Below are 24,401 nucleotides of genomic sequence, written 5' to 3'. Positions count from 1 at the left end.
AATTAAACAAAAATGGGGAAAGTATCCCTTTCCCCACAATCTAAAAGAAGGAGATATTCTTTATTCGTGTTCTCCCACAATTAAACTTTCTTCGACAGTTAACTCTTCTGGCTTTATAATCGGAACCTTCCACTTTCCAAAAGTAAAGAAAACATACAAAACTAATGCTGCAATAACATTGCTCAAAGTCATTCCCCACCATATACCTGTTGAACCAAAATATCTACTTAGAATATAAGACAACGGAAGTCTTAATCCCCAAAGCCTTAGCAAATCTCCAACCATAGGTTCAACATTATGCCCCGATCCTCTAAAAACTCCAGAAATAGCAGAAAAAAGCCCAAAAAACGGCAAACCTAAAATAAATATAGTAAGAAACTTGCTTCCTTCCTGAATCACTGCAATATTTCCAGGAATAAAAATTATAAATATCGCATTTCTTATCGCAAATATCAATGCGCTTTCAATGAGAGTAATTACAAATTCAAGTTTTATACCTGCTTTTGCAATTTCTTCTGCTCTATCGATCAACCCTGCACCTAAATTTTGTCCAATCATTGTAACAATTGCCGCACCAATTCCCTCCACAACAACAAAGATTATATGAATTGCCCTATCGCCTATCCCGTAAGCTGAGAGCGCAATTTCCGCATTTGGAAGTCTTCCGATTAATGCTGTTAACACTACAAATCCAAGTGAAGTTCCTGAATTTCCCACAGCTGCTGGAAATCCAATTTTAAAAATGCGAGAAAACCATTGTAGGTCTATTTTTAAGTCACTTAATGAAATTTTCACTCCCTTAGTTCCTTTCAATAGAAAGTAAATAGCAATTATTGCAGCAATAGCTTCAGTGAAAACTGTTGCAATTGCTGCTCCAACAACTGTAAGCCTTGGGAAAATCCACCATCCAAAAATTAGGAATGGATCAAGAATAATATTCAGTGTATTTGTTATTAAAGATACTTCCATAGGTGTAACATTGTCGCCTTTCGCTGAAAGAATATTTTGAAAAGCAGCGCTAATAAAAAGAAAAGGAACACCAATAACATAAACTCTCATGTATTTAATCGCCGTATCTGATACATTTCGTGCATTTGTTATAAAGCGAGCAACAGCTGGCATAATGAAAAAACCAATTACTGAAACAACAATTCCTGCAAGTGTTAAAAATGCAAGCACTTGTGAAGCTGCACGATTAGCATTTTTTTGATCGTTTGCGCCAGTATACTGAGAAACCAAAGCGATGCCTGCAAATCCAAAGCCAAGAGTAAATGAGATTAAGAACCAAATTATAGGAAAAGCAACTTGCAATCCTGCAACAGCACTTCCTGACTCAGTAGGTGGTAAGTGCCCAAGCCAAAAGGTATCAGCCATATTGTAAAAAGTAAAAAGAATCTGAGTAATCATTATAGGTAATCCAAGTTGGAACATAATTCTTATAGGATTTCCTGTTAAAATTTCTTCTCTTAATACTTTTCGCATTATTCACCTCATAAATTTTTAGATCACTTCAATCGTTACTTTTACATGTTTACCGCTTTCTTTGTCGTCTGTATCCACATTTACCAACGTTCCCTTAAAGTCAGGATCATTTAAGACTTTTTCCAATTCATCGATGTCAATTGGGATTTTTTCTCCTTCTACTTCAATGTAATCTTTGTGCAATAATTTCGCTGTCTTTGAAAAGAATTTTAGAAGACTTAGAGGAACATTTACTGAGACAATTCTTTCTCCATTTTCCATTACCTCGATTTTAACTTGTCTTGACTTGTGTTGATTGTCACTTTCTTTCGGCTCAAAAAGAGCATTAATTAACTTGACCGCTTCTTCTTTTCCAATGCGTCCTTCTTTAAACAAATCAAGGATTTTTCCTAATTCGTTCATATAAGTACCTCCTTTGTTTCATAATTTTGTGCTAAATCTTCCACATTCATTACCTGTGGATTTTTTACAGCCCATATAAATACAAAAATCGATAGAACCCCCGATAAAAAAGCGAGAAAACCAATTGATGGACCTTTACCAACACCAAAGATCATAGTAAGATAATTTTTATTACTAAAATATCTTACTAAGAAATTATCAACGAGTGGTCCAGAAACAAGCATTGGTATTAAAGATGCGAATTGTGCAATAAAAAGTCTTGCAGAGAATACTCTTCCCTGAAGATTGACGGGAACTATACTCTGCCATATCGACTGAGAGGAAGCATTTGCAAAAATGTTAGCAATTCCCATTAGTAGCCCCGAAATAGAAATTGTTATAACAGAATAGGATAACCCAATAAAAATTTGAGACAACGCAATAACAAAAATCCCAAGAAGTAAAGTTTTAATCTTTTTCTTGGTTCCACCCCAAATACTCATTATTATTCCACCCAAAATCCCTCCAATACCAAAGATTGCTTCAACTATTCCTAAAATAACACTACTTCCATTAAATTTACCCAAAATCATTGGAGTAGAAAGAGTACTCCAAAATCCACCGAAGAAATTTGTAAGTAGAAACACCATAAGAAGATACAAAAGTGACCTTTTCTCAAAAATATACTTGAAACCAAAAATAGCATCCTCTAAAATACTCTCATGCTTCTCTTCAATTTGGAGTTTTGGAATCTCTACAAGCAAAACCATCACAATTGCAAAAATAAAGGTAATTATATCTATAAGCATTATTCCTTTAAGGCCAATAACGGAGTATAGAAATCCTGCTAAAAGTGGAGCAATAAGTGCAGGTGCGCTTGATGTTAGGGAAAATAAGCCATTTGCTCGACCATATTCTTCCTTCGAAAGCATTGAACTTATAGTAACAGAGTAGGCAGGCCATTGAAATGCATTAAATGCACCAGAAATGAATGATGCAATGTAAAGAAATGGTAAGGTTAACTTATCCGATACAAAAAGAATAAGTGTAATAATTGTGACAATACCAGCTGATAAATCTGGCAAAATCAAGGAGATCTTTCTCGGTAATCGATCGACTAAAGCTCCTGCAATGGTAGAAAATATCATATTTGGGACAAAAAACGCAAAAGTAATAATACTAAAGGGAGCTGCATTTCCGGTTATTTTCCAAATCCAGATACCAAGTCCAAATTGAGTCATAGCAGATCCAATTAAACTTACAATTTGTCCTATCGTAAGAAGCGTAAATCCTTTAAAACCTTCTCTCTTCATGTTTCCTTTCCTTCTATTTCAATATCGCCAAATTTAGTATCTATACTTAATTCATTACTTGTTTCTTGAAAACTTGCATGATATTTGTTTGATACATTCCCCATGGACGAAGAGGCATTTATTAAAACTTCTCCAATAACTTCAATTGAGACATCCCCAAAATAGGTGTTAATGGAATTCTTATTCAAAAAAAGGGCATCTTTTAAAGTTATATCGCCATTAAAGGTATTAAAACGCGAATCGTTAAATTCGGTATCATTTGCAACAATATCTCCAGAGTAAGTTTTGAGAACTGCACTAACCTTACTTTTGTTGATTTTAATATCACCCGATTTTGTTGTAATATTCAGTTTGCCATGTAAATTTGTTGTTTCAACGTCTCCAGATATAAGTGATATAATAATTCTATCAGAAACATCACTTATTTGAACATCAGAACTCACAGATTGAATTTGCAAAAACCCAAGCACTGATACAACACTTATGTCTGAGCTTACAGATTTAATTAATATATTACTGTTAAATGGAACTAGAATCCTGACAACACTATTAAAATTAAGGCCGTCTTCTAAACGCAAAATATTGCCATCCCTTATAATTTTTAAAGAGCCTTGCTCAAATTTAGGATAATGTATATCTTCTCTGCCAACAATTTCAAGGTCACATAACTTTACGTTTATTTGAATCTGGGAAATTGAATTGGTAGTTTCTTCTTTATTGTCTAAAGCCTTCAGAAGTGCTTCTTTCTCATCTTTAGTTATACGTCCCAAAAGATACAATTCCTCTATCTTTTTGTAAAGGTTCTCACTCATCCTTGGCCTCCTTTAGGAGTTCTATTGCTTCTTCGGCTGTTATCTCTCCCTTTTCCAATTTTGAGAGTACTTCACTCTTAGTTAATGTTTCTTCATGTGTTTCTTCGAAAAGATTGAGATTTTTAAGCAATTTATCAAGTCTTGCCTTAGCAGTAGGATAAGAAATATCAAGTCGTGCCTGAACTTCTTTGATATTTCCGCGCGATCGTAAAAATTCTATAAGAAATTCCCTGTCTTCGTCATCAAGAAGCATAAACCTATCAAATTCAAAATTTCCCTGGATTATAGTCCCACAATTCTTGCATTTCAATTCAGTTATTGTAAGTGGATTACCACAGACAGGACAGATGCTTACAATTTTTTTCCTCATTTAAAATCACCTCTAAATAATTTTAATATAATTTTTAATTTTGTCAAGATTTATATTAATAAAATTAATAAAATTTATAAAAAATAAAAGGCTACCTTACGGTAGCCCTAAAACCACTCATGTTAAGATTGAAACTACACTACATCAACTTTTATAAGATTCGTCGTACCAGAAACTCCTGTATGGGTTCCACAAACAATTATGTATCGATCCCCTGTGGATAGCAATCCAAGAGTCGTTGCAATCGACGGTGCTTCGTTTAAAATTTCATCAACGGTCTCATAATTACAAACTTTATAGGCAAAAACACCCCATTTCAGACTTAAAAATCTTAATGTCTCTTCTTTTGGCGTCAAAGCAAGAATTGGTACTTGAGGTTTATATTTTGAGACAAGCATTGCAGTTTTCCCACTTTCGGTTGCAACAATAATTAATTTAATATTAAGAAGTTCTGAAATATCTTTTATTGATTTTGAAAGTACTTCTGGCACATTAATTTCAATAATTTTTGAATTTAAGACTCTTAAATTGTCTTTAAAAATACTGCTTTGTTCTATTTCATTTATAATATTTCGCATCATCTTTAAAGAAAGCGTCGGATACTTACCTGCTGCGGTCTCGTTTGAGAGCATCAATGCATCACTTCCGTCAAAAATTGCATTTGCAACATCTGTAACTTCTGCCCTTGTGGGAAATTGCTCTTCTACCATCGAACCAAGCATCTGAGTTGCTGTTATTACAGGTTTTCCCAAATTATTTGCAATTCTTATAATTTCTTTCTGGATTAACGGAACTTTTTCAATTGGAAGTTCAACACCAAGATCTCCTCTTGCAACCATAACCCCTTGCGATGCGTCAATAATTGAATCAAGATTTTGTACCGCTTCCCATTTCTCAATTTTTGAAACTATAGGCACAACTCTACCAAATTTTTCCATGTATGATTTGAGTTTGAAAACATCATCTTTTGTTTTTACAAACGACAGAGCAACCATATCAACACCATATTCAAGACCAAAACGAAGATCATTAATATCCTTATCTGTAAGTGGGTCTATTGAGAGTTGAGTTGTGGGAAAATTTACACCTTTATGATCAGAAACGGGTCCCCCTTGTATTACTTCAGTTTCAGCTTCATCATCACTTTTTCTTTTAACTTTTAACTTTATTAACCCATCGTTTACATATATGAAATCTCCAACTTTTACCTCATCTATTATTTCTTTGTAAGTTATAGTTGCACTATGTTCATCACCTACAATATCCTGTTTTTTAATGATAAATGAATCGCCTTCTTTCAAATTAACTTCCCCATTTTTAAAAGTCCCCAAGCGAATTTTTGGTCCTTGTAAATCTTGAAGTATAGCAACATGATATGCAAATTCACTTTCTAATTCTCGTATCAACTTGATTCTTCGTAAATGATCATCGTGTGTACCATGAGAAAAATTGAGTCTAAAAACATCTACACCTAAAGTAAAAAATTCTCTTAAAACCTCGGGGCTTTCGCTTGAAGGACCAATTGTTACTACGACCTTAGTTTTACCCTTTTCTATTCTTTGCTTCATTGATTTCCCTCAATTTCTCATAATAGAACGCTTCTTCACTTGTAAGTGTTATAGGAATATCAACAACTATTTTAACAATATAATCATATGGCCTTCTTACGCCAAACTTTCTTCTTAACTTTATCTCTGTTCCATACTGGGTTCCAGGTGGAATTTTAACAACCTCTTCTCCACCTTCAATAAGAGGAACTTTGATTTCTGTTCCAAGGACTGCTTCCGGAGGAGATATATGTGCTAAATAATATATTTTATTACCTTCTTTAATAAACCGAGGATCTTTTTCTACTTTTACTCTTACGTATAAATCACCTGCAATACCACCACGAGGTGCGGCATTTCCTTCACCTCTTACTCTTATAACCGTTCCATCTTCAACTCCAGGAGGAATGGTAACCTTAACTGTTGAAATCTTTTCGACAACGCCTGTTCCTCCACAATTATGGCACTTTTCTTTAATAACCTTGCCTGTTCCATGACATGTAGGACATGTTGTTTGAACCACAAATTCCCCAAAAGGTGTTCTCTGTCGTTTTGTTACAAATCCCGTACCATTACATGTTGGACATGTAGTTGAGCCTGTTCCGGGTTCAGCCCCAGTTCCATGACAAACTGGGCATTTTTCCTTTTTTCTTATCGTAACTTCCTTTTCGGTTCCAAGTACAGCATCTCTAAAAGGAATAGAAACTTCAACCTCTATGTCTTCACCATGCTCAACTCTTTCACGTGTACCTGTACCAAAACCAAATCCCCCAAAACCAAAATCTCTTAGGATTTCACCTAAGTCAGAAAAAATATCTCCCGAAAAATCATAGGAGGGACCGTAGCCTCCCTGTTCGAAACCTCCAACATTTGGACCTACGGTCCCGAATTTATCGTATTGCGCTCTTTTTTCTGGATCGCTTAAAACTTCATATGCTTCATTTATTTCTGCCATTTTTTTGGCTGCCTCGGGGTCATCCTTGTGTAAATCAGGATGATACTTCATTACAAGCTCTCTGTATTTCTTCTTAATTTCCTCTTGAGTTGCGTTTTTTGGAACCCCAAGTATTTCGTAGTAATCTTTATTTGCCATAGCTAATTATACCACATTAACTTGGATTTTGTCCTCCGGTTGTTCCTCCACCTTGTTTATACATATCTTGTCCGATTTTGGACATTAATTGATTAACAGATTCTATCTTTGCCTTTATCATCTCAACATTTCCTTCTTTAACATATTTTTCGAGTTCATTAAGTTCGTTTTCGAGAGCAGTTTTATCACTTGGATTGATCTTATCACCATATTCTCTTAAGAATTTCCTTCCTGAATAAACAAGTGCATCTCCATCGTTCTTAATCTGAATCTCCTCTGCACGCTTCCTGTCTGCTTCGGCGTACATTTCAGCCTCTTTCTTCATTCGTTCTATCTCTTCCTTGGATAGCTTATTAGAGTTAGTTACAGTAACCTTTTGCTCTTTTCCGGTTGCAAGATCTTTTGCGGTTACATGCAATATGCCATTTTCATCAACTGCATAAGTAACCTCAATTTGAGGAACTCCACGTGGCGCAGGTGGAATACCATCTAAAATAAACCTACCTAAAGAAAGGTTATCCTTTGCAAGAGGTCGCTCACCTTGCAAGATATGTATTTCAACGCTTGTCTGATTATCTGCTGCGGTTGTAAATATCTGCGTTTTTGAAGTTGGAATAGGAGTATTTCTCTCAATCATTTTAGTGAAGATCCCACCAAGAGTTTCTATGCCTAAAGATATCGGCACAACATCTACAAGAACAACATTTTTGACTTCTCCTTCAATTATTCCTGCTTGAATCGCTGCACCCATTGCAACACATTCCATAGGGTCAATTCCTCTTTCGGGCTGTCTTCCAATGTAATCTGCAACAAACTTTTGAACAATAGGCATCTTAGTTGGACCACCTACCAGAATAATTCTATCAATTTGCTGTGGAGTAAGTCCTGCGTCCTTTATAGCCTGTTCAAGAGGCCCAGCGCATCTCTTTACAATTGGCTCAACAAGAGATTCAAGTTTTGCTCTTGTAATATTCATTACAAGATGTTTTGGTCCCGTTGCATCAGCAGTAATAAAAGGCAAGTTAATCTGAGTTTCAAGGACAGAAGAAAGCTCAATTTTTGCTTTTTCTGCTGCTTCACGAATCCTAACCATTGCCATCTTATCGTTTCTGAGATCAATTCCAGTATCTCTCTTGAATTCTTCGAGAATGTAATTTACAAGGGCCTCATCCATATCACGACCACCAAGCTGAGTATCACCCGCAGTCGCTTTAACTTGGAATACACCTCCACCAAAATCCATTATCGTAACATCAAGTGTACCACCACCAAAATCGAAAACAAGTATCTTTAACTCCTTATCAGATCTATCAAGGCCATAAGCAAATGCAGCAGCAGTTGGTTCATTTACAAGACGTACAACTTCAAGCCCAGCAATTTCTCCAGCGTTCTTCGTTGCCTGTCTCTGGTCATCATTAAAGTAAGCTGGAACAGTAATAACTGCCTTTTCAACCTTTTCCCCTAAGAATGCTTCTGCATCCTTCTTAATTTTCTGCAATATAAATGCAGCAATCTGTTCGGGAGTATATTCTTTATCGAATACTTTTATCTTTTCCTTTGTCCCCATTTTTCTTTTGATACCCGTAATGGTACCTTCAGGGTTGATTGTAGCCTGTCTCCTTGCAGGTTCACCTACAAGAATTTGCCCATCCTTTGTAAAGGCAACAACAGATGGGACTGTTTTACCTGCAACACTTGGTCCTTCTGCAGCAGGGATTATAGTTGGTTTACCACCAATCATTACTGCTGCAGCAGAATTACTTGTTCCAAGGTCAATACCAATAATTCTTCCCATAATTTCACCTCCTATTAATTATTTTGATTTGGAGAGTTTTCGCTTTGTTCTTTTGAAACGGCAACAACTGCCGTTCTTAAAACATCATCTCCAATATAGTAACCTTTTCGAAGAATCTTCACTACTGTATTTGGCTTATAGTCTTTTGTTTCGACCACTTCGCCAATCTCAGCAATATTAGGATCGTATGGTTTATTCAATAAATCCATTTCTTTAACTCCGTAGGAAGAGAGAAACTTCATAAGCTGATCTTTTATAAGCATAATTCCTTTTGAATGAACTGAATCATCATTTATGCTTTCAAGGGCTCGTTCAATATTATCTAACACCTCAAGGAACTCCTTAAAAATTTCTATTCTATCCTTGAGGAGTTTCCTTCTTAGTTCTTTTTCGTAAACATCTGAGGCCTGCCTCAAATTTTCCTTCAACTTTATATTTTCAACTTTCAAGTCAAAAATCTCAGACTCCTTCTTTTTTAATTCTTCTTCCATCTCTTTAAGCTTATCTTCCAAAAACCTTTCTTTATTTTCAGAAGTCCCCTCCGAGTTATTCAAATTCTCATTGGGCTCCGAAGTATTTTTCTTTTCTTCCTCATTATTAGCCACTGTTTACCTCCTAATTAGCAATTAAATCGTTCATCTGCTAATAATTTACCAAAAATTTAATTTTTGTCAAGATTTTCGAATTATAAAAATTGAACATTTTCATAAAATTTTTTCATAAAGCACATACGATATATTTGATAAGAGATCTCTTTTAGCAGTTACTACAAACGAATTTTCAGAAATTTTATAAATACCTTCTCTAATTTTCTGTGGGTTAACTTTATAAAGGTTTGTAAGATTATCAATTATGTTTCTCTTTATAGAGAGCGTCGTATCCAAAGCAAAAATAAAGATGTCAGGAGAAACACTTCTAAAACGCTCAAAAGTTAACTTTAACTCTGTAAGTGAAACATTATTCGGTGGACTTTCCTTTAATTCAATCATGATGAGCTCAAGTTTCCATTTCCCGAGGATATCAATATCACCACCCTTGGAGAGTTCTTTTAGTTTAACATTGAGGATTGAATCGATTCCAAATTTCTTATTCAAAAGAAATGCAATAAGAGACTCGACAATAAAAGAGAAGTCTCGAATATCAGGATTTCTAAAAAATTTGTCATTTTCCACAAGAACAATTCTTGAATCTAATAAGTCTTGGACAGTGGAATTCTTTATTTTCCACTTTGTCATTAATTGATTAAGATCTTCTTTTCTGACATTCTCAAACATAAAAAAGTCAGCTAAAAATCGCCTTACATAGTATTTTGAAAGTAGATTAAATAATTTTGAGCCGTCAATCTTCGACGGCTCAAAATAAGAAAAGTACTTAAAACCACGAACTAAAAGTAAATCAGAAAAACTCACTTCATCATTCAAGATACGTTCAAGAAGCTTAAATTTCCTTTCAAGATTTATAATTTTAGATGTAATATAAGTATCGCCTTTTTCTTCCTGCATGTTTTCCTATAAGCAAAGCATAAAACAGACCAAAAATGAAGCCACCAATATGAGCAAAAAATGCAATATCTGACGCAACACCAAAATTAGAAAGCCCTTCAAAAAGCTGAGATAAGAACCATATTAAAAGATACACAGGTGCGGGAATTTCAATAATAGTTATAAAGAAGAAAATAAAGACAAGAGTTCGAATTCTTGATCTTGGGAACAATAAAAAATACGCCCCCATAGTTCCTGCTATTGCACCACTTGCCCCGATAACTGGAACAGAACTTTTACCCATTGTTAGAATTTGAATTAATGAAGCAAAAATACCTGAAAGTAAGTAAAATATTAAAAAATGGAAATGCCCAAGATAATCTTCAACGTTATTTCCGAAGATCCACAAGAATAGCATGTTAAAAATAAGGTGTGACCAACTTCCATGAAGAAAAATTGAGGTTATAAAAGTTAAATATCCTAAACCAAAAGGGTGTGAACTCAATACCCTTGTTGGCACCAAACCGTATTTAAGATAAATACTTGCAAGATATTGATCCGGGTTAGGAGTTGAAATAGCAGTAAAATACACATAAGCAAAAATAAAGCTATTTATAACAATAAGGGAAATCGTTATAAAGGGAAATGTTTCAATTTCTTCTGTATCTCGAAGGGGAAGCATTTAATTATTCTCCAACACGTGCATCTTTTAAAGCTTCACCGCACTTACAATGCCTTTCAACTGGAGTATGTTCGATAATGTATTTTAAAACTTCTTTTAGAGTCCCAATATTTTCATTGAATTTCTTAAATACCATTTCCTGAGTTACAGGTTCAACATTACCCTCCGCAACAATACCCACATCGTAATCGGTGACAACTGAAATATTTACATAACACATTTCAAGTTCTCTTGCAAGGACAACTTCTGGATATTGAGTCATATTAATAATATGAAAACCCATTCTCGTAAAAAATAAACTCTCTGCCTTGGTTGAGAAACGTGGTCCCTGTATAACAACAACTGTCCCAGTTCTGTGAAATCTTACTTTGAGATTTTCCAGAGCTTCTATAGCAATACTTCTTAGTTCTGGGCAATAGGGCTCTGCCATACTAATATGGGTTGTTATTGGACCTTCGTAAAAGGTGCACTCTCTTCCGCTTGTAAAGTCAACAAATTGGTCGGTTACAACAAAATCTCCAACTTTATACTCGGGTTGAAGACTCCCCACGGCAGTTGGCGCAATAATACGCTTTACACCAAGCTCCTTAAAGGCCCAAAGATTTGCTCTATATGGTATCCTATGCGGGGGATACTGATGTAATTTTCCATGCCTTGGCAAGAAGGCAACACTTCTTCCCTTATATTCACCAATTGCAATTAAGTCAGAAGGTGGCCCATAAGGTGTCTCAACTTTAATCTCTTTTACATTTTCAAGAAAAGAATAAAAGCCAGAACCACCAAAAACACCAAACTCAGCACTAAATTTTACCATTTTACCTCCTTATAAAAGAACTTTGTTCTACTAATTATTATATAGCTTAGATTAAAAGAAAAAAGCCCCCTAAATTGGGGGCATATTAAAAAATTTAGAAATTAAAGTTGCACTCCAGATTCCTCAAGCTTCAAAAGTCTTTCCCATTCCTCGTCAACCATCTTCTGCATCTCTTCAACTATATGTTTATTTTCGGGCCTAAATAGATGTCTAAATCTTCCTTGTCCTTTCAAGAACTCTTCAATTGGTTTTCTTTCTTTTGGCTTATAGTTAATTTTTACCCTTCCGTTCTCAATCTCATAAAGAGGCCAGAAGTTTGTTTCCGCTGCGAGTTTTGAATACTGGATTGTAAGTGAAGGATCGTAGTGCCAGTTAGTAGTACATGGCTGAAATACTGCAAGGAATGAAGGTCCATCTGCTTCAAAACCTTTTTTCGCTTTATTATAAAGATCAATTAAGTTATGTAAAGCTGCTTGTGCTGCATAAGGAACTCTATGTGCTGCAACTATTTCAACAATATTCTTTCTCCACTGTGGTTTACCAATACTTACCTTACCTGCAGGAACAGTTGTTGTGCTTGCACCAAATGGAGTTGCTCCGCTTCTCTGGTTTCCAGTATTCATATACCCCTGGTTATCATAAACTACGTACATAAATTTATGTCTTCTTTCAAGTGCTCCAGATAGTGCCTGAAAACCAATATCATAAGTTCCACCATCGCCGCCTATTGCAATTATATTAACATCACTATCAACTTTGCCTTTCTTTCTAAAAGCACGCAATGCTGTTTCAATACCAGCTGCAACTGCCGCAGCATTTTCAAATGTTAAATGAATCCACGGAACATTCCAAGCAGTAAAAGGATAAATTGTTGATGTCACCTCAAGACAACCAGTTGCATTAGCAATAATTACAGGCTTATCCGATGCTGCTACTATTGTGTTTACAATAGGTGGTATGCCACAACCAGCACACATTCTATGCCCTGAAACCAAGGGCTTTTCTTTAGATACAATCTCTTGAATAGTTGCCATATTTACCCCCTTATTCCCTTAAACCAATATATTTCTGGGTTTGAGAATCAACATTTCCACTTAGTAATTCCTCAAATACTTTCTTGATATCGCTCTTAAATATGTCTCTTCCACCAAGCCCATAAACGTAACTCTGAATTTTAGGTTTTTTATCTGATTCGTACAATGAATTTCTAATCTCAGTATATAGAGGTGCATAGGCACCGAACGCAATTGCCCTATCAAATACACCTACAACCTCAAATTTTTCTAATGCATTCCTCATCTCTTTGTATGGGAATGGTCTTAAAAGTTTCGGTTTTATTAAACCAACTTTATACCCCTGTTCTCTTAATTCATCTACTGCTTCCTTTGCTGTTCCTGCCGTAGACGATAAGGCAATTATTACAGCTTTGGCGTCTTCGGTTTTATATTCTTCAAAAAATGGATACTTGTTCCCTGTAATTTTGGAAAGTTCCTCACCCACTTCAAGGTAAACATCTTTTGCATTCCAAATTGCTTCTTCCTGCTGTCTCTTTATTTCAAAATAATAGTCAGGAAGAGCAAGTGGTCCTACTGTGTAAGGATTTTTCACATTAAGTAGGTATCTGTCAGGCTTTCTTTCTCCAATAAACTTCCTTACTTCATCATCATCAAGAACTTTCACAACCTCAACCCCATGGCTTGTAATGAATCCATCTTGCATAACCATAACTGGAAGAAGGACTTTTGGGTGTTCTGCAATTCTTAATGCAAGCAATGTGTTTTCATATGCTTCTTGGGCGTTTTCTGAATAAATCTGCACCCAACCAAGAGTTAAAGTGCCCATAGTATCCGAGTGATCACAATGAATGTTAATGGGAGTTGAAAGCGCTCTATTTACTACAGGCATAACAATCGGAAGTCTTAATCCTGGAGCCGCCGCAACAATCTCCCACATAAGCGCAAGTCCTTGAGAAGATGTTGCACACATCGCCCTTGCACCTGCAGCAGAAGCACCAACTACCGCAGAAAGCGCAGAATGCTCTGATTCAATTGGAACCATTTCAGTGTCAACAACTCCGTCAGCAACAAATTGAGCAAAAAACTCAACTATGGGTGTTTGTGGTGTTATTGGATAAGCAACTACTACATCTGGGTTTATTTGGCGCATTGCCTCAGCTGTTGCCTGTGCCCCTGTTAAAGCTTTAAGTTTTGCCATAGTCTCCTCCCTACTCTTCTCTTACCATAGTAATACACTTGGTAGGACATTCCACAGCACAAATACCACAACCTTTGCAATAATCAAAGTTCGTTTCAAGTCTTACTGTTCCCTTATAAACTCTACCATTTTTGCCTACAACTCCCTCATCGCTTTTAACAATCGGAATTGCCATGTCTGGACAATATGACACACATATCATACAGTGTATACAATTTGAAGGATCCCACACAGGACGAAGACTTCTCCATGATCCAGTTTTGTATTCAGTTGCAGTTGCAGGAGGTAGGTCTCCTCCACGCATTAATTCCTTCCAACCTTTTTTATCAGCCATTTTTTGCCTCCTCAAAACCTCTTTTTAGACCTTGGATGTTCTTTTGAACTTTTTCTTCACCGATTTTGTCAAGGAATTCCTCTCTTATTACTTCCTCAAGTGTCTCTAACTTAACTATACCTGTTGCCTTGACTAATGTGCCAAGCATTGGTACATTAGGTGCATCGATCTTAAGTAATTCAAGTGAAATGCCCGTTGCATCGACAGTATAAATTTTTCCTTTAAAACCGGTAATTTGCCTTATCTCTTCTGGAGTTTTTGTTGTGTTCACAATAAGGACTCCTGTTTCCTCATCAAGTCCTGATGTAACCGGAATGTTTTTTGCAAGACCAAAATCAAATACAAGAACAGCATCTGGATTTACAATTGGTTCATGAGTACGGATCTCTTTATCGGAAATTCTCGTATAGGCAACTGTTGGAGCACCACGACGCTCTGAACCATATTCAGGAAATGCCTGTATAGATTTACCTTCTTTAAAAGCAGCAAGGGCAAGCATCTGAGAGCCAGACTTTGCACCCTGTCCTGCTCTTCCATGAAATCTTACCTCATAAACACTTTTCTTTGTTTGAACAGCCATTTTTACCTCCTTAATAATTGTTGGGGTGGCTTTTAGCCACCCTTACCTTAACCTACCTCCTCAACGGTGATGCTCTGAGTTGGGCAATTTTCAGCAGCATCTTTGTTGCAATCTGCATCGGAAATTTCAGAGATGAAATTTGCCTTGCCATCATCTTCCATCTTCCAATTTTCAGGACAAATGGAAGCACAAACGCCACAGCCAATACAGGTGTCTTTGTTAATAGCAACTTTAAATTTTGCCATGTTTCACCTCCACAAATCAATTATAACATCCTTTGGAAAAAATAAATATATTTTTGCAAGAGTTTTAGCAAATTTAAGAAAATTTAAAAAAGTTTAAATACAAAAAAATCTTTATATAATATAGATAATGAATAAGAAAATAAATCTATTAAAAATTGCAATACTAATTCTTACAGTCTATTTTTTTGTGGAGTCTGTTTTGAATGCTTTCTATCTTGCAAATAACTTTGCAACTTTAGAAAGGAAGAAACAAGAATTAAAAAACTTAAAACAAGAACAGCAAGAACTTTTAAAAAAGATTGAATACGCTAAAACTGATGAATTCGTGGAAAAGTATGCGCGTGAAAATCTTGGCCTTGGAAAGCCCAATGAAACGATTATCTATTTCAAGCTTAGCGAAAACACCAAATACTCAAACCAAAATTTTTCTAAAAATTTTTTTGAAAACCTCTTGAATCTTTTTAAAAATTAGATATTATATAAGCGTATGGGGAACACGGAATTAACTGGCAAGGTTATAAAAGTGATGCCCTATGGTGCTTTTGTAAAACTTGATGAAGGGAAAGTTGGTTTAATCCATGTTTCTCAACTTACAGATGTAGATGGAGTTGCACTGGCGGACCCGATAAAAGAGGGTGACAGGGTGCTTGTAAAAGTAAATGGAAAAGATAAAAGCGGCAAGTTAAATTTAGTTTTTATAAGAAAGGTCAATGAACAGCCTAAAAAAGAGGAACAAAAAAAGACAGATTTTGAGCAGTTGCTGAAGAAGTTCCTTAAAGAGTCTCAAGAATCGCTTGTCGCTCAGAAGAGACGTATTAAGAGGCATAGAGGAGAGGCGGCGTAGCCCAGTGGTTAGAGCATCCGGCTCATACCCGGAGTGTCGAGGGTTCGAATCCCCCCGCCGCCACCAACTTTAAGATCATTTATCACCAAAAGCTTGAAATGGGCTTCAATTCTATCACGGTAGACGATTATTTTATTGATATATGTTGGTAAAATTTGTTTAATTTTAATGAGGGTCACCCGCTTCCAAAACTTCTTTGTCTTTTAAAAGATACTGTCTTATTCTTTCTTCTGTAATAAAGGAAGTATCGGGTAGGCTGTTCATTTCTTTTATTCTCACTTCTATTTCTGCTTTCTGCTATTCTAATTCTGTTAATTTTTCATGGAGGCTTGGATGGAAGTAGCCTTTTGCTATTACATCTACGATTGAACTTATGCTTTTTTGATTTCTTCATACCGTTTTGAAAGCTTTTTCTTTTCTTCGTCTCTTTCTGAGACAAGCTTTTTATTTTCTTCATTTAACCTTTCAACCAGCTTTGGTAATGCGTTTTCAGAAAAGACTTTTTGAAGAAGTTCATCTATGAGGTACTACTCTATCATCTCTTTATTTATGTCTTCGTTATCACAAGCCTTTTTTCTGCTTTTATTGTTGCAGCAATAGTATGTATATTTGCCTTTGCTGAGTGTACCTACCATGCTTGAATCACACACTCCGCATTCTATAAGCCCTGAAAGAAGGTAGATTCTCTAAGCTGTGTAGCTGGTCTGCTGCCTTTTGTTTTCCTCCATTTTCTTCTGCACTTCTCTAAATAAGTCTTCGTCAATAATCGCTGGTATAGCATTGTCTATAACGATTATGTCTTCCTTTACCATCCTGTGGTTTTTCTTTGTGCCTTTATTGAATATGTATTTGCCAGTATACTTTTCATTTTTCAAAATTTCGTAAATGCTGTTTTTGCTGAATGGCTTTCCTTTCTTAGTTCTGTAGCCTCTTAAATTTAATTCATCAATTATGTGTCAATATCCATACCCTTGGGCGTACAGGTCAAAAATCAGCCTTACTGTTTTAGTCTCTTTCTCATTTATTATATATTTTCCGTCTACAATGTGTCGTACCCTAAGGGTGGTATGCCTCCGTTAAATTTAGCCTGATAAGCATTTTCTTGCAATCCCTTCATTACCTCCCTTGCGAGATTTTTGGAGTAGTACTCAACCATCCCTTCTAAAACACTTTCTAAAATAATGCTTTCAGGTGAATCGTCCAGCTGCTCAAGTACTGAAATAAGCTTTACGCCGTTCTTTTTTAACTGTCTTCTGTAGAAAGCGCTGTCATATCTATTGCAGGTTATCCTCCCAAAGTTAACGCAGCATGGCTTTAAAGAATCGCAGGAAAACCGGGTATGGTGTGCTCCATGCATTTAGAACCTACTGACCCCACGGATTTGATAGTGAGTTTAAATAAAGCTATTGGTGAATATGCAGGAAGGCTTGAGATGGGAGGAAATGCACTCACAATGCAGAGAACAGAGTAGGCTTTGAAAGACGCAGGAGAGCTTATGAGAAAAACAGACCAAGAACAGCAGCAGGTGTTTTACGTTACAGTCGTATTAATGGTTTTAGCTTCCAACCAGCAGAAGCTTGACAGAAGAACACGTCAGGTTGAAGCTTCTTTAGCTGCTTCAGGTATGAGGGGAAGAGCCCTTATATTCCTCCAAGAAGAAGGATTAAAAGCAGCAGCCCTTTCTGCACACTGGCAGATGAGGTGATTGATGCAGGAACAAGAAATATACCTGCTGAAACTGTTGCTGCGTCTTTCCTTTCACTGCTTCAAGAATAAACGATGGAAGTGGTGTTGTCTTGGGAAAAGATAAAGATGGTGGGCTAGTTTTAGTTGATATATGGAAAAGAGGAGGAGACAGGACAAACTCAAACATTACTATTCTTGCAAAGCCCGGCGCAGGAAAGAGCTTCACTGCTAAAATGCTCCTTTTACGAGAGTACATGCAGGGAAGCAGAATCATAATCATAGACCCTTAAAGAGAGTACAAAGACATGTGTAATAAGCTTGGAGGAGTGTGGATTTACTGCACGGGCGGAGAAGGAAAGATAAATCCACTTCAGGTAAGGTTGAGACCTGTTGAAAAGGAAGATGAGGAAAATAGTAGTTTTCAAAGCCCATTAGCTTTACACATACAGACTTTAAGAACCTTCTTCAGCTTATACCTTAGAGACCTTACAGACACAGAAAAAGCAGCATTAGAGGATGCATCAGTAGAAGTGTATAAGGCAGCAGGAATTACATGGGATACAGACCCGAAAGATATTCCAAATAAAAAGTGGTCTACTGTGAAGGAATTGTATAAACATCTTGTTAAAAAAGCTGAAGAAAATCCTGAAGCCTATGGAAGGCTTGCAGTGCTTTTAAAAAGAGCAGCAGAAGGAGCAGATTCATACCTTTGGGCAGGGCCAACTGCTGTAAATGCCGACTCTGATTTTATTGTTTTTTGATGTTCATGATCTGCAGAATGCAGAATACCAAGTTAAAAGAGCACAATATTTTAATGTGCTCTCTTTTGCATGGAACATCCTTGAAAGGGATAGAAGAGAGAAAACTGTTTTGGTTGTAGATGAAGCATGGATGCTTGGTGACCCTCAGACACCTCAGGCAATTGCATTTTTGAGAGACACATCAAAGAGGATAAGGAAGTACAACGGAAGCTTAATTGTCATAAGCCAGAATGTTATAGACTTTTTAGCACCAGAAGTGCAGAGGTATAGGCAAGCTCTTTTAGATAACCCGAGATACAAGCTTCTCCTTGCCCAAGGAGAAAAAGACTTAGAGGCAATAACAGCTCTTATGAACCTTTCTGGAGCAGAGCATGACCTTCTCGCAAACGCAAAAAGATGAGAAGGTCTTTTTGTCGCAGGTACACAGAAAATCCATATAAAGATTGAAGCAGCACCTTATGAGCTTCAGTACCTCACTGGAGGCGGAAGTTGATGAATGTTTTAGGGAAAGCGCTTCTGGCTTTTCTGCCAGATGATTTGGAGAGCATTTTTAAGTTTGCTCTTCTTTTTGTTGTTGTACCTGTTTTAATGCTTACACTTGTTTTTGCAGGACCTATTACTGCTGTTGAGAAAATACCTCTTATCAGTTATGAGCAGGTTCAAATGTATATTAATACTGCAAAAAAAGTGAGTGAAATTACTAAAAATCCCTACAGTAATGGTGTAGAGGTTGACTGGAAAGCTCTTGTCACTATAGATGCTGTAAGATTCAGACAGGACTTTAATAAAGCGAATTCTCCGGAAGCTGGAGAGCTTGCAAAGATGTTTATAGAGAAAATAGATGAGGTAGAATGATATCCTATGTACAGGCTTAGAAGTCTTGATAAAGTTTTAGATATTTTGTGCTTTTCAAAAGAAGAAAAAGAGAAAGTTAAGGAGTTTTTAAGTATTGATTTTTCTTTTTTATTGACTTCTGCTGTTCCTGAAGGATGGATGCCTATTGAAAAAGACCTTAAGTGGTCTGCTGCGGGAGTATATAATATCACCTCAGGTTATGGACCGAGAATTGACCCAGTATACGGAGTAGAAGGATTTCACTTTGGTGTAGATATAGAAGCACCAGCAGAAATACCTGTTAGAGCTGCAGCTGACGGTGAAGTTGCCTATGCAGGATGGAATGATGGCTACGGCTTAGTCGTTTTTATATGGCACAGCAGCAATTTAGAGACAAGATATGCTCACTTATCTTCCATAGCAGTAAAGCAGAGACAGGTTGTAAGAGCTGGTGATGTGATTGGATATGTAGGCTCTACAGGAAAGAGCACGGGTCCTCACCCTCACTTTGAGGTAAGAATTGGGGGAAGAGCTGTAAATCCACTTGACTTTTTTAAGTAAGAAAGGACGTTTAAGCTTGCTTGTTTCACTTATTTCTGGAAAGCAGATGGCAGAGCAGATAAAAGAAGCTTTGGCTGATGCAGGAGATGTAGTTTTTGAACATAATGGTAAATTAGATTCTGAGAGTGTTAAAGAAGCATTTTTTCTGCTTCTCGGGTCTCTGCAAATGTACTTATTGTAGATCTCGATATTTTTTCAGGGAAGGATATTATTTCTGCTCTTCAAAGTTTCAGAATATCAAGACCTAATACAAGAATAATTATAATCGCACCTGATAGGAAACCGGGTGATGAAATAATTTCTTCCATAGTCGGCTTGGGCATATATGACATAGCAGCAGAAGGGAAAGAGTCTAATTGGAATGAAATAATAAAAAATATTTTGATTTCGCCTTCAGCCACATATGCTCAGACTGCAAGGTGGCATACAGGTCAGCTTTTGAATGCTTCTATACAGACAATGGAAAGAGTTATTATAGAAGAAAGGCCTGCTGGCATTGTTACAATAGCGGTATCTGCCACTGCCCACGGCATAGGATGTACTCACACAGCTCTTTCTATGGCTTCATTTCTTCCACGTTTAGGACATTCTGCAGCAGTTATAGAGACAGACAGAGACCTGTATTTTCTTTTTTATGCAGTGTCTTAAAAGCAAAAGAAGGGAAAGTAGATGGTTCTTATGTGGTTCATGGAATTGATATTTTTCCAATATACGAAAGCAAAGATAATGGTTGGAATTATGAAATGCTTCTTAAAAAGATTAAGACTAGGCAGTATGAATATGTCGTTAGAGACCTTGGAGTTTTGGATTCAGCAAGAAGAAGAGAAATGTACTGAGCAGATATAGCTTTTGTCGTGGCTTCTGCTGCAAGATGGCGGTGGCATGAGGTTATTGACAGGATTGATTCAGACTTTGATGTTATTTATCCTTTAGCCTTGGAGAGCGATGTTGAAGAAATTTCTTTTCATGCAGGAGTTAAAGGAACAGCTATACCTTACTGTCTGAATCCTTTTGGTAGAGATAATGATTCTGTTTTTTAAAACTGCTTGCTCCTGTACTGCCAAGTAAAAAGAAAAAGAAGTCTCTTTTAAGGATTTCATTGTTTTAAGTGCTGTCCTAATAATCAGAACGGATTTTTCATTTTGCTCCACTCAAATCAAAAATCCGGTTAAAAAAGCACCTCTGCTTCCGCAGACGTGCTTTTTTGTTTGCCCCCGCAGGAAAGATTATACGCCTGCTCGCCTTTTGGTCAAGAGGCAAGCCTACGGTCGGTGAGCATATCCTCCCCGACCCCTTGACCTTCGGCTTGCAGGTTGTTTTGTTTTAGCTGCAGGGGGCAAACAAGAAGCAAACAAAAAAATGAGGAGGCGTAAGCACATGGCGTAAGAAAGCAGGGTAGACCGTGAGGCTGTCAAATACGAGCGAGCAAAAAATTTAGGGGAGGGAATTAAAGAATGACTGCTAGAGAAATTGCTGAAGAAATAAGAAAAAATCTAAAAAAGCATGGGATAACATCAAAGCAGGTAAGCGTAATGGCTAAAACTCACTCTTTAGATAAGTTAATTGAGGTTAGAATTAAAGACTTGAAGGTCTCTAAAGAGCTTGTAGAAGCTGCTGCTAAAAAGTATGAGGATATAAGATGGGATGACTACACTAATGAAATACTTACTGGATGCAATACTTACGTTGATGTTGATTTTGATTATAAAGTCTTAAGAGAAAAAGCTGAAGAATTTAGAGAAACAGCCAGAAAAATATTGGAAGAGAAAAACAAATACAACAAGGATGAGCTTATGAAATTAGCAGAAAAAGGAGATTTAGTGGTACTATATCAGCCTCACCACAGCGGCACTTATCCTCATGTTGTGGTATACCGAAAGAATACCGGAAGTTGTGTTTTAGACAGCATTGAAAGATACTATGCAGTTGATGAATATTCACTGAGTGAGGCTCTAGCAATTTTAGCATATCAATATGGTTTTGATTTTTAGTGAGGTATATTATAATTAATGTGAAGAGAAATTTCCAAGATATGTGGGAAAAGGCATTCTCCTTACATGGGACATTTCGGGAAATCTCACATAAGAAAAGGGGGAATGCCAATGTGGAGAAAAACATAATCAATCTGCTAACTGTAGTAGCAGCAGTTGTAGGACTGTACATTGTAGTTAATGCACCCAAATCCATAACAATTAAAGTAGAAATTGCAAACTTTAAATGGAAATAAACACAAAAAAAGAATAGGTAGATAGAACTACCTACTCCCACATATCCGTAATACCCAAAGTGTCCCTTTTATATATTATTATATCAATTTTTAGAAATTAAAAGGGGGAAATAAAAATATTGACTGTCTTTTTAAGTACTATAATTGCGTTATTAGTATTTATTGCTTTTTGTGTGCTCTTTGATATTAACTTTGATTACAAAGGTAAGTTTTTAAAAATTTCTATAAAAACAGAAAAGGATTCTTGATGATAATGTATAAATTAAGAGTACGTTCAAAGTTGAGAACGGTTCGCCGCCACCAACTTTAAGATCATTTATCACCAAAAACCCAAACTTCTGAAGGAATAAAATTCTTGAATCCGTAAAAATAGAGAGGTTTTATAGGGTCGTTAGAATTTTTAAATTCGATTTTTCCTGTAATTCCATCATATGTGAGATTCTCTAAAGCATCTTTAATTTTTACTTTATCAAAAGAGTTTGCCTTTTCTATTGCCGTTGCGAGAATCCCCATTGCATCATATGCAAGATAGGCTTCTACATCTGGATCCATTTTAAAAGTCTCTTTGTAAGTCTCTGAGAATTTTATTAATTTTTCAGAATCTCTCAAATAATGGCTTACATAATAAACATTAAGGGGCTTTCTAATTCTTGCTAAGAGCTGTGGTGCATCAACTCCATCACCAAAAATAACTGGTCCTGTAAAGTTTTGTTTTCTTAACTCAGTATAAACCATAGATGCATCCACATATAAATCGGGATTGAATACAAATTGCACTTTCTTCTCGAGCATCTTTTGGATCGGAAATTCAACTGTGACTGGTTTATGAGGATGTGGATAGAAAGCGACAATATGTCCACCCAAATTTTCAAATTCACTTCTAAACTTCTCTGCAAGATATACAGAATATGTATCATCAATATCATAAAATACGCCACCAACTCTTAAACCAAGATACTCATAAACAAAATGAGCCAAAGCAACTCCTTGAAGGTCATCAGTAAAACACGCTCTAAATGAAAACTCTTTGCCTTTGGTAACAAGAGGATTTGTTGCAACGGAAGTGACAAATGGAATTTTCAAATCTTCACAAACTTCACTTACTGGGATTGCAATTCTACTAAAAGGTGCGCCAACTATACCGACAAAATTATTTTTAGAAAGTACATCTCTAATGCTTTGAGTAGCCGAATCTGGATCTCCCTTGTCATCTACCACGTATACTTTGATTCGTTTGCCAATTATACCACCACTTTTATTTAGTTCATCGACTTTTAATCTGATTCCATTAACTGTACTTTCACCAAATTCCTTAGTATCAGAACTAAGAGGGGCAACAACTAAAACTTTAACATACCCAATGCAGGAAGTTAAATAGAAGATAATAACTGCGAATAGCAGTGAAATTAAAAAAATTTGTAAAAATTTCTTTACTTTTTCAAGCACCACAAATTCTCCTTTTTTCACTATAATTATTATATCACAAATGAAGGAGGTTAAAAATGTTAAAACTAAAGAATGTAAAAGATTGTTTTTATCCAAGGACACTTGAAGAATTAATTCAAATTTTAAAAGAAAAAGGAGATAAAGCAAAGGTTGTTGGAGGTGGATTACATCTTGCAGTTTTTCCTAATCCACAAGTCGAGTCATTTATATTTCTAAACAAATTATCTTTAAACTACATTAAAGAGGAGGGTGAATTCATTTCGATTGGAGCAACAACTACAATAAATGAGGCTGCAAATTCAGAAGAGGTTAAGAAACTTTTTGAAGGTAAATTATCAAAATCACTTTCTTCGATTGCCTCTGAACTTTTAAGGAATCAAATCACCTTTGGAGGATCAGTTGCGCAGCGTGAACCATATTCAGATATCGCAACAATTCTTCTTGCACTCAATTCAGATGTTGTTTATTTTGATGGAAGCAAACACGTAGAAAAGCTAAATGATTTCTACAAAGGAGATTTTAGATCAAAACTCAAACAAGGCATTATAACTGAGATTAGAATTAAAAAATTTGATTCCTCTTACAAGTTTGGTATGGAAAGACATGTAAGAAATGCAACAGACATTGCCCTTTTAAACATGGCAATGCTTGCAAGAGTAGAAGATAATGTAATTAATGAAATATTTGTGAGTTATGGTTCAAGACCTATGCCAGCAGAAAGGTTTACAGCCATGGAAGATTTTTTGAGAGGTCAAGACTTAAATGAAGTTATTGGAAAAGTTTACAACTTTGCAAAAGAGCATGCAGATGTGAAAGGTGATATTCGGAGGGACGAGGAATATCGAAGAGAATTAACAGGTGTTTTTGCAAAAAGATTATTAGAGTCATTCGGGAGGTAA

The 24,401-nt window shown here is 36.2% G+C and carries 26 protein-coding genes, 1 tRNA gene and 3 pseudogenes; 11 read left to right on the top strand and 19 right to left on the bottom strand.

The window, feature by feature from the left end; all coding sequences use genetic code 11:
• Positions 1–60 precede the first annotated feature (60 nt).
• From ACMV0E_RS00830 to ACMV0E_RS00750, 17 genes are all read right to left on the bottom strand, one after another.
• Positions 61–1,482 (bottom strand): MATE family efflux transporter, encoded by a 1,422-nt coding sequence (locus tag ACMV0E_RS00830; RefSeq protein WP_416084479.1) that lies wholly within the window; start codon positions 1,480–1,482, stop codon positions 61–63.
• Between the two features lie 18 nt (positions 1,483–1,500).
• Positions 1,501–1,884 carry a hypothetical protein gene (locus ACMV0E_RS00825; protein ID WP_416084478.1) on the bottom strand — a complete coding sequence of 128 codons (384 nt, stop codon included), beginning with the start codon at positions 1,882–1,884 and terminating at the stop codon, positions 1,501–1,503.
• Entirely contained in the window at positions 1,881–3,176 is a 1,296-nt protein-coding gene (locus ACMV0E_RS00820; RefSeq protein ID WP_416084477.1) for an MFS transporter, read from the bottom strand. Before ACMV0E_RS00820 ends, ACMV0E_RS00825 begins: the two co-directional genes overlap by 4 nt.
• Positions 3,173–3,988 carry a DUF4097 family beta strand repeat-containing protein gene (locus ACMV0E_RS00815; protein ID WP_416084476.1) on the bottom strand — a complete coding sequence of 272 codons (816 nt, stop codon included), beginning with the start codon at positions 3,986–3,988 and terminating at the stop codon, positions 3,173–3,175. Before ACMV0E_RS00815 ends, ACMV0E_RS00820 begins: the two co-directional genes overlap by 4 nt.
• On the bottom strand, positions 3,981–4,358 hold the full coding sequence (locus tag ACMV0E_RS00810) for a DUF2089 domain-containing protein (protein ID WP_416084475.1): 378 nt from the start codon (positions 4,356–4,358) through the stop codon (positions 3,981–3,983). The genes ACMV0E_RS00815 and ACMV0E_RS00810 overlap by 8 nt, the downstream gene beginning before the upstream one ends.
• A 134-nt stretch (positions 4,359–4,492) precedes the next feature.
• Positions 4,493–5,926, bottom strand: a complete 1,434-nt coding sequence (pyk, locus tag ACMV0E_RS00805; RefSeq protein WP_416084474.1) for a pyruvate kinase — start codon at positions 5,924–5,926, stop codon at positions 4,493–4,495.
• The gene (gene dnaJ / locus ACMV0E_RS00800) at positions 5,901–6,998 is read right to left on the bottom strand and encodes a molecular chaperone DnaJ (RefSeq protein WP_416084473.1); all 1,098 of its coding nucleotides are present in this window, start codon (positions 6,996–6,998) and stop codon (positions 5,901–5,903) included. The genes pyk and dnaJ overlap by 26 nt, the downstream gene beginning before the upstream one ends.
• 16 nt (positions 6,999–7,014) lie before the next feature.
• Positions 7,015–8,793 (bottom strand): molecular chaperone DnaK, encoded by a 1,779-nt coding sequence (gene dnaK, locus ACMV0E_RS00795; RefSeq protein ID WP_416084472.1) that lies wholly within the window; start codon positions 8,791–8,793, stop codon positions 7,015–7,017.
• Positions 8,794–8,807: 14 nt separating this feature from the next.
• Positions 8,808–9,398 (bottom strand): nucleotide exchange factor GrpE, encoded by a 591-nt coding sequence (locus tag ACMV0E_RS00790; RefSeq protein WP_416084471.1) that lies wholly within the window; start codon positions 9,396–9,398, stop codon positions 8,808–8,810.
• Positions 9,399–9,497: 99 nt separating this feature from the next.
• Positions 9,498–10,295 (bottom strand): hypothetical protein, encoded by a 798-nt coding sequence (locus ACMV0E_RS00785; protein WP_416084470.1) that lies wholly within the window; start codon positions 10,293–10,295, stop codon positions 9,498–9,500.
• On the bottom strand, positions 10,258–10,956 hold the full coding sequence (locus ACMV0E_RS00780) for a rhomboid family intramembrane serine protease (RefSeq protein ID WP_416084469.1): 699 nt from the start codon (positions 10,954–10,956) through the stop codon (positions 10,258–10,260). Before ACMV0E_RS00780 ends, ACMV0E_RS00785 begins: the two co-directional genes overlap by 38 nt.
• Positions 10,957–10,960: 4 nt before the next feature.
• The gene (locus ACMV0E_RS00775; protein ID WP_416084468.1) at positions 10,961–11,770 is read right to left on the bottom strand and encodes an S-methyl-5'-thioadenosine phosphorylase; all 810 of its coding nucleotides are present in this window, start codon (positions 11,768–11,770) and stop codon (positions 10,961–10,963) included.
• Between the two features lie 101 nt (positions 11,771–11,871).
• Entirely contained in the window at positions 11,872–12,804 is a 933-nt protein-coding gene (locus tag ACMV0E_RS00770; protein WP_416084467.1) for a thiamine pyrophosphate-dependent enzyme, read from the bottom strand.
• 10 nt (positions 12,805–12,814) lie between these two features.
• Entirely contained in the window at positions 12,815–13,984 is a 1,170-nt protein-coding gene (gene porA / locus ACMV0E_RS00765) for a pyruvate ferredoxin oxidoreductase (protein WP_416084466.1), read from the bottom strand.
• A gap of 10 nt (positions 13,985–13,994) precedes the next feature.
• Positions 13,995–14,318, bottom strand: a complete 324-nt coding sequence (locus ACMV0E_RS00760) for a 4Fe-4S binding protein (RefSeq protein ID WP_416084465.1) — start codon at positions 14,316–14,318, stop codon at positions 13,995–13,997.
• Positions 14,311–14,898 (bottom strand): 2-oxoacid:acceptor oxidoreductase family protein, encoded by a 588-nt coding sequence (locus ACMV0E_RS00755; RefSeq protein ID WP_416084464.1) that lies wholly within the window; start codon positions 14,896–14,898, stop codon positions 14,311–14,313. The genes ACMV0E_RS00760 and ACMV0E_RS00755 overlap by 8 nt, the downstream gene beginning before the upstream one ends.
• Positions 14,899–14,945: 47 nt before the next feature.
• On the bottom strand, positions 14,946–15,143 hold the full coding sequence (locus ACMV0E_RS00750; protein ID WP_416084463.1) for a ferredoxin: 198 nt from the start codon (positions 15,141–15,143) through the stop codon (positions 14,946–14,948).
• Between the two features lie 127 nt (positions 15,144–15,270).
• Here ACMV0E_RS00750 and ACMV0E_RS00745 point away from each other — a divergent pair, with 127 nt between their 5' ends.
• The 3 genes from ACMV0E_RS00745 to ACMV0E_RS00735 all read left to right on the top strand — a co-directional run bounded on the left by ACMV0E_RS00745 (position 15,271) and on the right by ACMV0E_RS00735 (position 16,053).
• On the top strand, positions 15,271–15,615 hold the full coding sequence (locus ACMV0E_RS00745; RefSeq protein ID WP_416084462.1) for an FtsB family cell division protein: 345 nt from the start codon (positions 15,271–15,273) through the stop codon (positions 15,613–15,615).
• Between the two features lie 15 nt (positions 15,616–15,630).
• A complete protein-coding gene (locus ACMV0E_RS00740) occupies positions 15,631–15,987 on the top strand; it encodes a S1 RNA-binding domain-containing protein (RefSeq protein ID WP_416084461.1) in 357 nt (118 codons plus the stop codon).
• A tRNA-Met gene (locus ACMV0E_RS00735) sits at positions 15,978–16,053 on the top strand. Before ACMV0E_RS00740 ends, ACMV0E_RS00735 begins: the two co-directional genes overlap by 10 nt.
• Here the strand turns inward: ACMV0E_RS00735 and ACMV0E_RS08100 are convergent.
• Positions 16,010–17,278 (bottom strand): annotated as a pseudogene (locus ACMV0E_RS08100) (recombinase family protein); the annotation flags it as partial. The gene ACMV0E_RS00735 and the pseudogene ACMV0E_RS08100 sit on opposite strands and share 44 nt — an antisense overlap.
• On the opposite strand from ACMV0E_RS08100, the pseudogene ACMV0E_RS00715 reads away from it, so the two are divergent.
• From ACMV0E_RS00715 to ACMV0E_RS00685, 7 genes and pseudogenes are all read left to right on the top strand, one after another.
• Positions 17,255–18,927: pseudogene (locus ACMV0E_RS00715) on the top strand (VirB4 family type IV secretion system protein); the annotation flags it as partial. The pseudogenes ACMV0E_RS08100 and ACMV0E_RS00715 overlap by 24 nt on opposite strands.
• A pseudogene (locus ACMV0E_RS00710) lies at positions 18,927–19,829 on the top strand (M23 family metallopeptidase). The pseudogenes ACMV0E_RS00715 and ACMV0E_RS00710, both read left to right, overlap by 1 nt.
• A gap of 16 nt (positions 19,830–19,845) precedes the next feature.
• The gene (locus ACMV0E_RS00705; protein ID WP_416084459.1) at positions 19,846–20,010 is read left to right on the top strand and encodes a hypothetical protein; all 165 of its coding nucleotides are present in this window, start codon (positions 19,846–19,848) and stop codon (positions 20,008–20,010) included.
• A 134-nt stretch (positions 20,011–20,144) separates the two neighbouring features.
• Positions 20,145–20,477, top strand: coding sequence for a hypothetical protein (locus ACMV0E_RS00700; RefSeq protein ID WP_416084458.1), 333 nt, complete (start codon positions 20,145–20,147; stop codon positions 20,475–20,477).
• 32 nt (positions 20,478–20,509) lie between these two features.
• Positions 20,510–20,665, top strand: coding sequence for a hypothetical protein (locus ACMV0E_RS00695; protein ID WP_416084457.1), 156 nt, complete (start codon positions 20,510–20,512; stop codon positions 20,663–20,665).
• Between the two features lie 18 nt (positions 20,666–20,683).
• Positions 20,684–20,869, top strand: a complete 186-nt coding sequence (locus tag ACMV0E_RS00690; protein ID WP_416084456.1) for a hypothetical protein — start codon at positions 20,684–20,686, stop codon at positions 20,867–20,869.
• A gap of 414 nt (positions 20,870–21,283) precedes the next feature.
• On the top strand, positions 21,284–21,820 hold the full coding sequence (locus tag ACMV0E_RS00685; protein WP_416084455.1) for a hypothetical protein: 537 nt from the start codon (positions 21,284–21,286) through the stop codon (positions 21,818–21,820).
• Between the two features lie 548 nt (positions 21,821–22,368).
• On the opposite strand, the gene ACMV0E_RS00680 is transcribed toward ACMV0E_RS00685, so the two are convergent.
• On the bottom strand, positions 22,369–23,523 hold the full coding sequence (locus ACMV0E_RS00680) for an ABC transporter substrate-binding protein (protein ID WP_416084454.1): 1,155 nt from the start codon (positions 23,521–23,523) through the stop codon (positions 22,369–22,371).
• A 35-nt stretch (positions 23,524–23,558) separates the two neighbouring features.
• On the opposite strand from ACMV0E_RS00680, the gene ACMV0E_RS00675 reads away from it, so the two are divergent.
• A complete protein-coding gene (locus ACMV0E_RS00675; RefSeq protein ID WP_416084453.1) occupies positions 23,559–24,401 on the top strand; it encodes an FAD binding domain-containing protein in 843 nt (280 codons plus the stop codon).

Source organism: Caldisericum insulae, from assembly GCF_047785965.1.
GTDB classification, from domain to species: Bacteria; Caldisericota; Caldisericia; order Caldisericales; family Caldisericaceae; genus Caldisericum; species Caldisericum exile_A.
Note: the sequence above shows the minus strand (reverse complement) of the source record. Positions and strands in the feature narration are given on the sequence as shown.

Coding starts and splice junctions, on each gene's coding strand:
- ACMV0E_RS00830 (WP_416084479.1), bottom strand. CDS start 1,482: ATGCGAAAAGTATTAAGAGAAGAAATTTTAACAGGAAATCCTATAAGA.
- ACMV0E_RS00825 (WP_416084478.1), bottom strand. CDS start 1,884: ATGAACGAATTAGGAAAAATCCTTGATTTGTTTAAAGAAGGACGCATT.
- ACMV0E_RS00820 (WP_416084477.1), bottom strand. CDS start 3,176: ATGAAGAGAGAAGGTTTTAAAGGATTTACGCTTCTTACGATAGGACAA.
- ACMV0E_RS00815 (WP_416084476.1), bottom strand. CDS start 3,988: ATGAGTGAGAACCTTTACAAAAAGATAGAGGAATTGTATCTTTTGGGA.
- ACMV0E_RS00810 (WP_416084475.1), bottom strand. CDS start 4,358: ATGAGGAAAAAAATTGTAAGCATCTGTCCTGTCTGTGGTAATCCACTT.
- pyk (WP_416084474.1), bottom strand. CDS start 5,926: ATGAAGCAAAGAATAGAAAAGGGTAAAACTAAGGTCGTAGTAACAATT.
- dnaJ (WP_416084473.1), bottom strand. CDS start 6,998: ATGGCAAATAAAGATTACTACGAAATACTTGGGGTTCCAAAAAACGCA.
- dnaK (WP_416084472.1), bottom strand. CDS start 8,793: ATGGGAAGAATTATTGGTATTGACCTTGGAACAAGTAATTCTGCTGCA.
- ACMV0E_RS00785 (WP_416084470.1), bottom strand. CDS start 10,295: ATGCAGGAAGAAAAAGGCGATACTTATATTACATCTAAAATTATAAAT.
- ACMV0E_RS00780 (WP_416084469.1), bottom strand. CDS start 10,956: ATGCTTCCCCTTCGAGATACAGAAGAAATTGAAACATTTCCCTTTATA.
- ACMV0E_RS00775 (WP_416084468.1), bottom strand. CDS start 11,770: ATGGTAAAATTTAGTGCTGAGTTTGGTGTTTTTGGTGGTTCTGGCTTT.
- ACMV0E_RS00770 (WP_416084467.1), bottom strand. CDS start 12,804: ATGGCAACTATTCAAGAGATTGTATCTAAAGAAAAGCCCTTGGTTTCA.
- porA (WP_416084466.1), bottom strand. CDS start 13,984: ATGGCAAAACTTAAAGCTTTAACAGGGGCACAGGCAACAGCTGAGGCA.
- ACMV0E_RS00760 (WP_416084465.1), bottom strand. CDS start 14,318: ATGGCTGATAAAAAAGGTTGGAAGGAATTAATGCGTGGAGGAGACCTA.
- ACMV0E_RS00755 (WP_416084464.1), bottom strand. CDS start 14,898: ATGGCTGTTCAAACAAAGAAAAGTGTTTATGAGGTAAGATTTCATGGA.
- ACMV0E_RS00750 (WP_416084463.1), bottom strand. CDS start 15,143: ATGGCAAAATTTAAAGTTGCTATTAACAAAGACACCTGTATTGGCTGT.
- ACMV0E_RS00745 (WP_416084462.1), top strand. CDS start 15,271: ATGAATAAGAAAATAAATCTATTAAAAATTGCAATACTAATTCTTACA.
- ACMV0E_RS00740 (WP_416084461.1), top strand. CDS start 15,631: ATGGGGAACACGGAATTAACTGGCAAGGTTATAAAAGTGATGCCCTAT.
- ACMV0E_RS00685 (WP_416084455.1), top strand. CDS start 21,284: ATGACTGCTAGAGAAATTGCTGAAGAAATAAGAAAAAATCTAAAAAAG.
- ACMV0E_RS00675 (WP_416084453.1), top strand. CDS start 23,559: ATGTTAAAACTAAAGAATGTAAAAGATTGTTTTTATCCAAGGACACTT.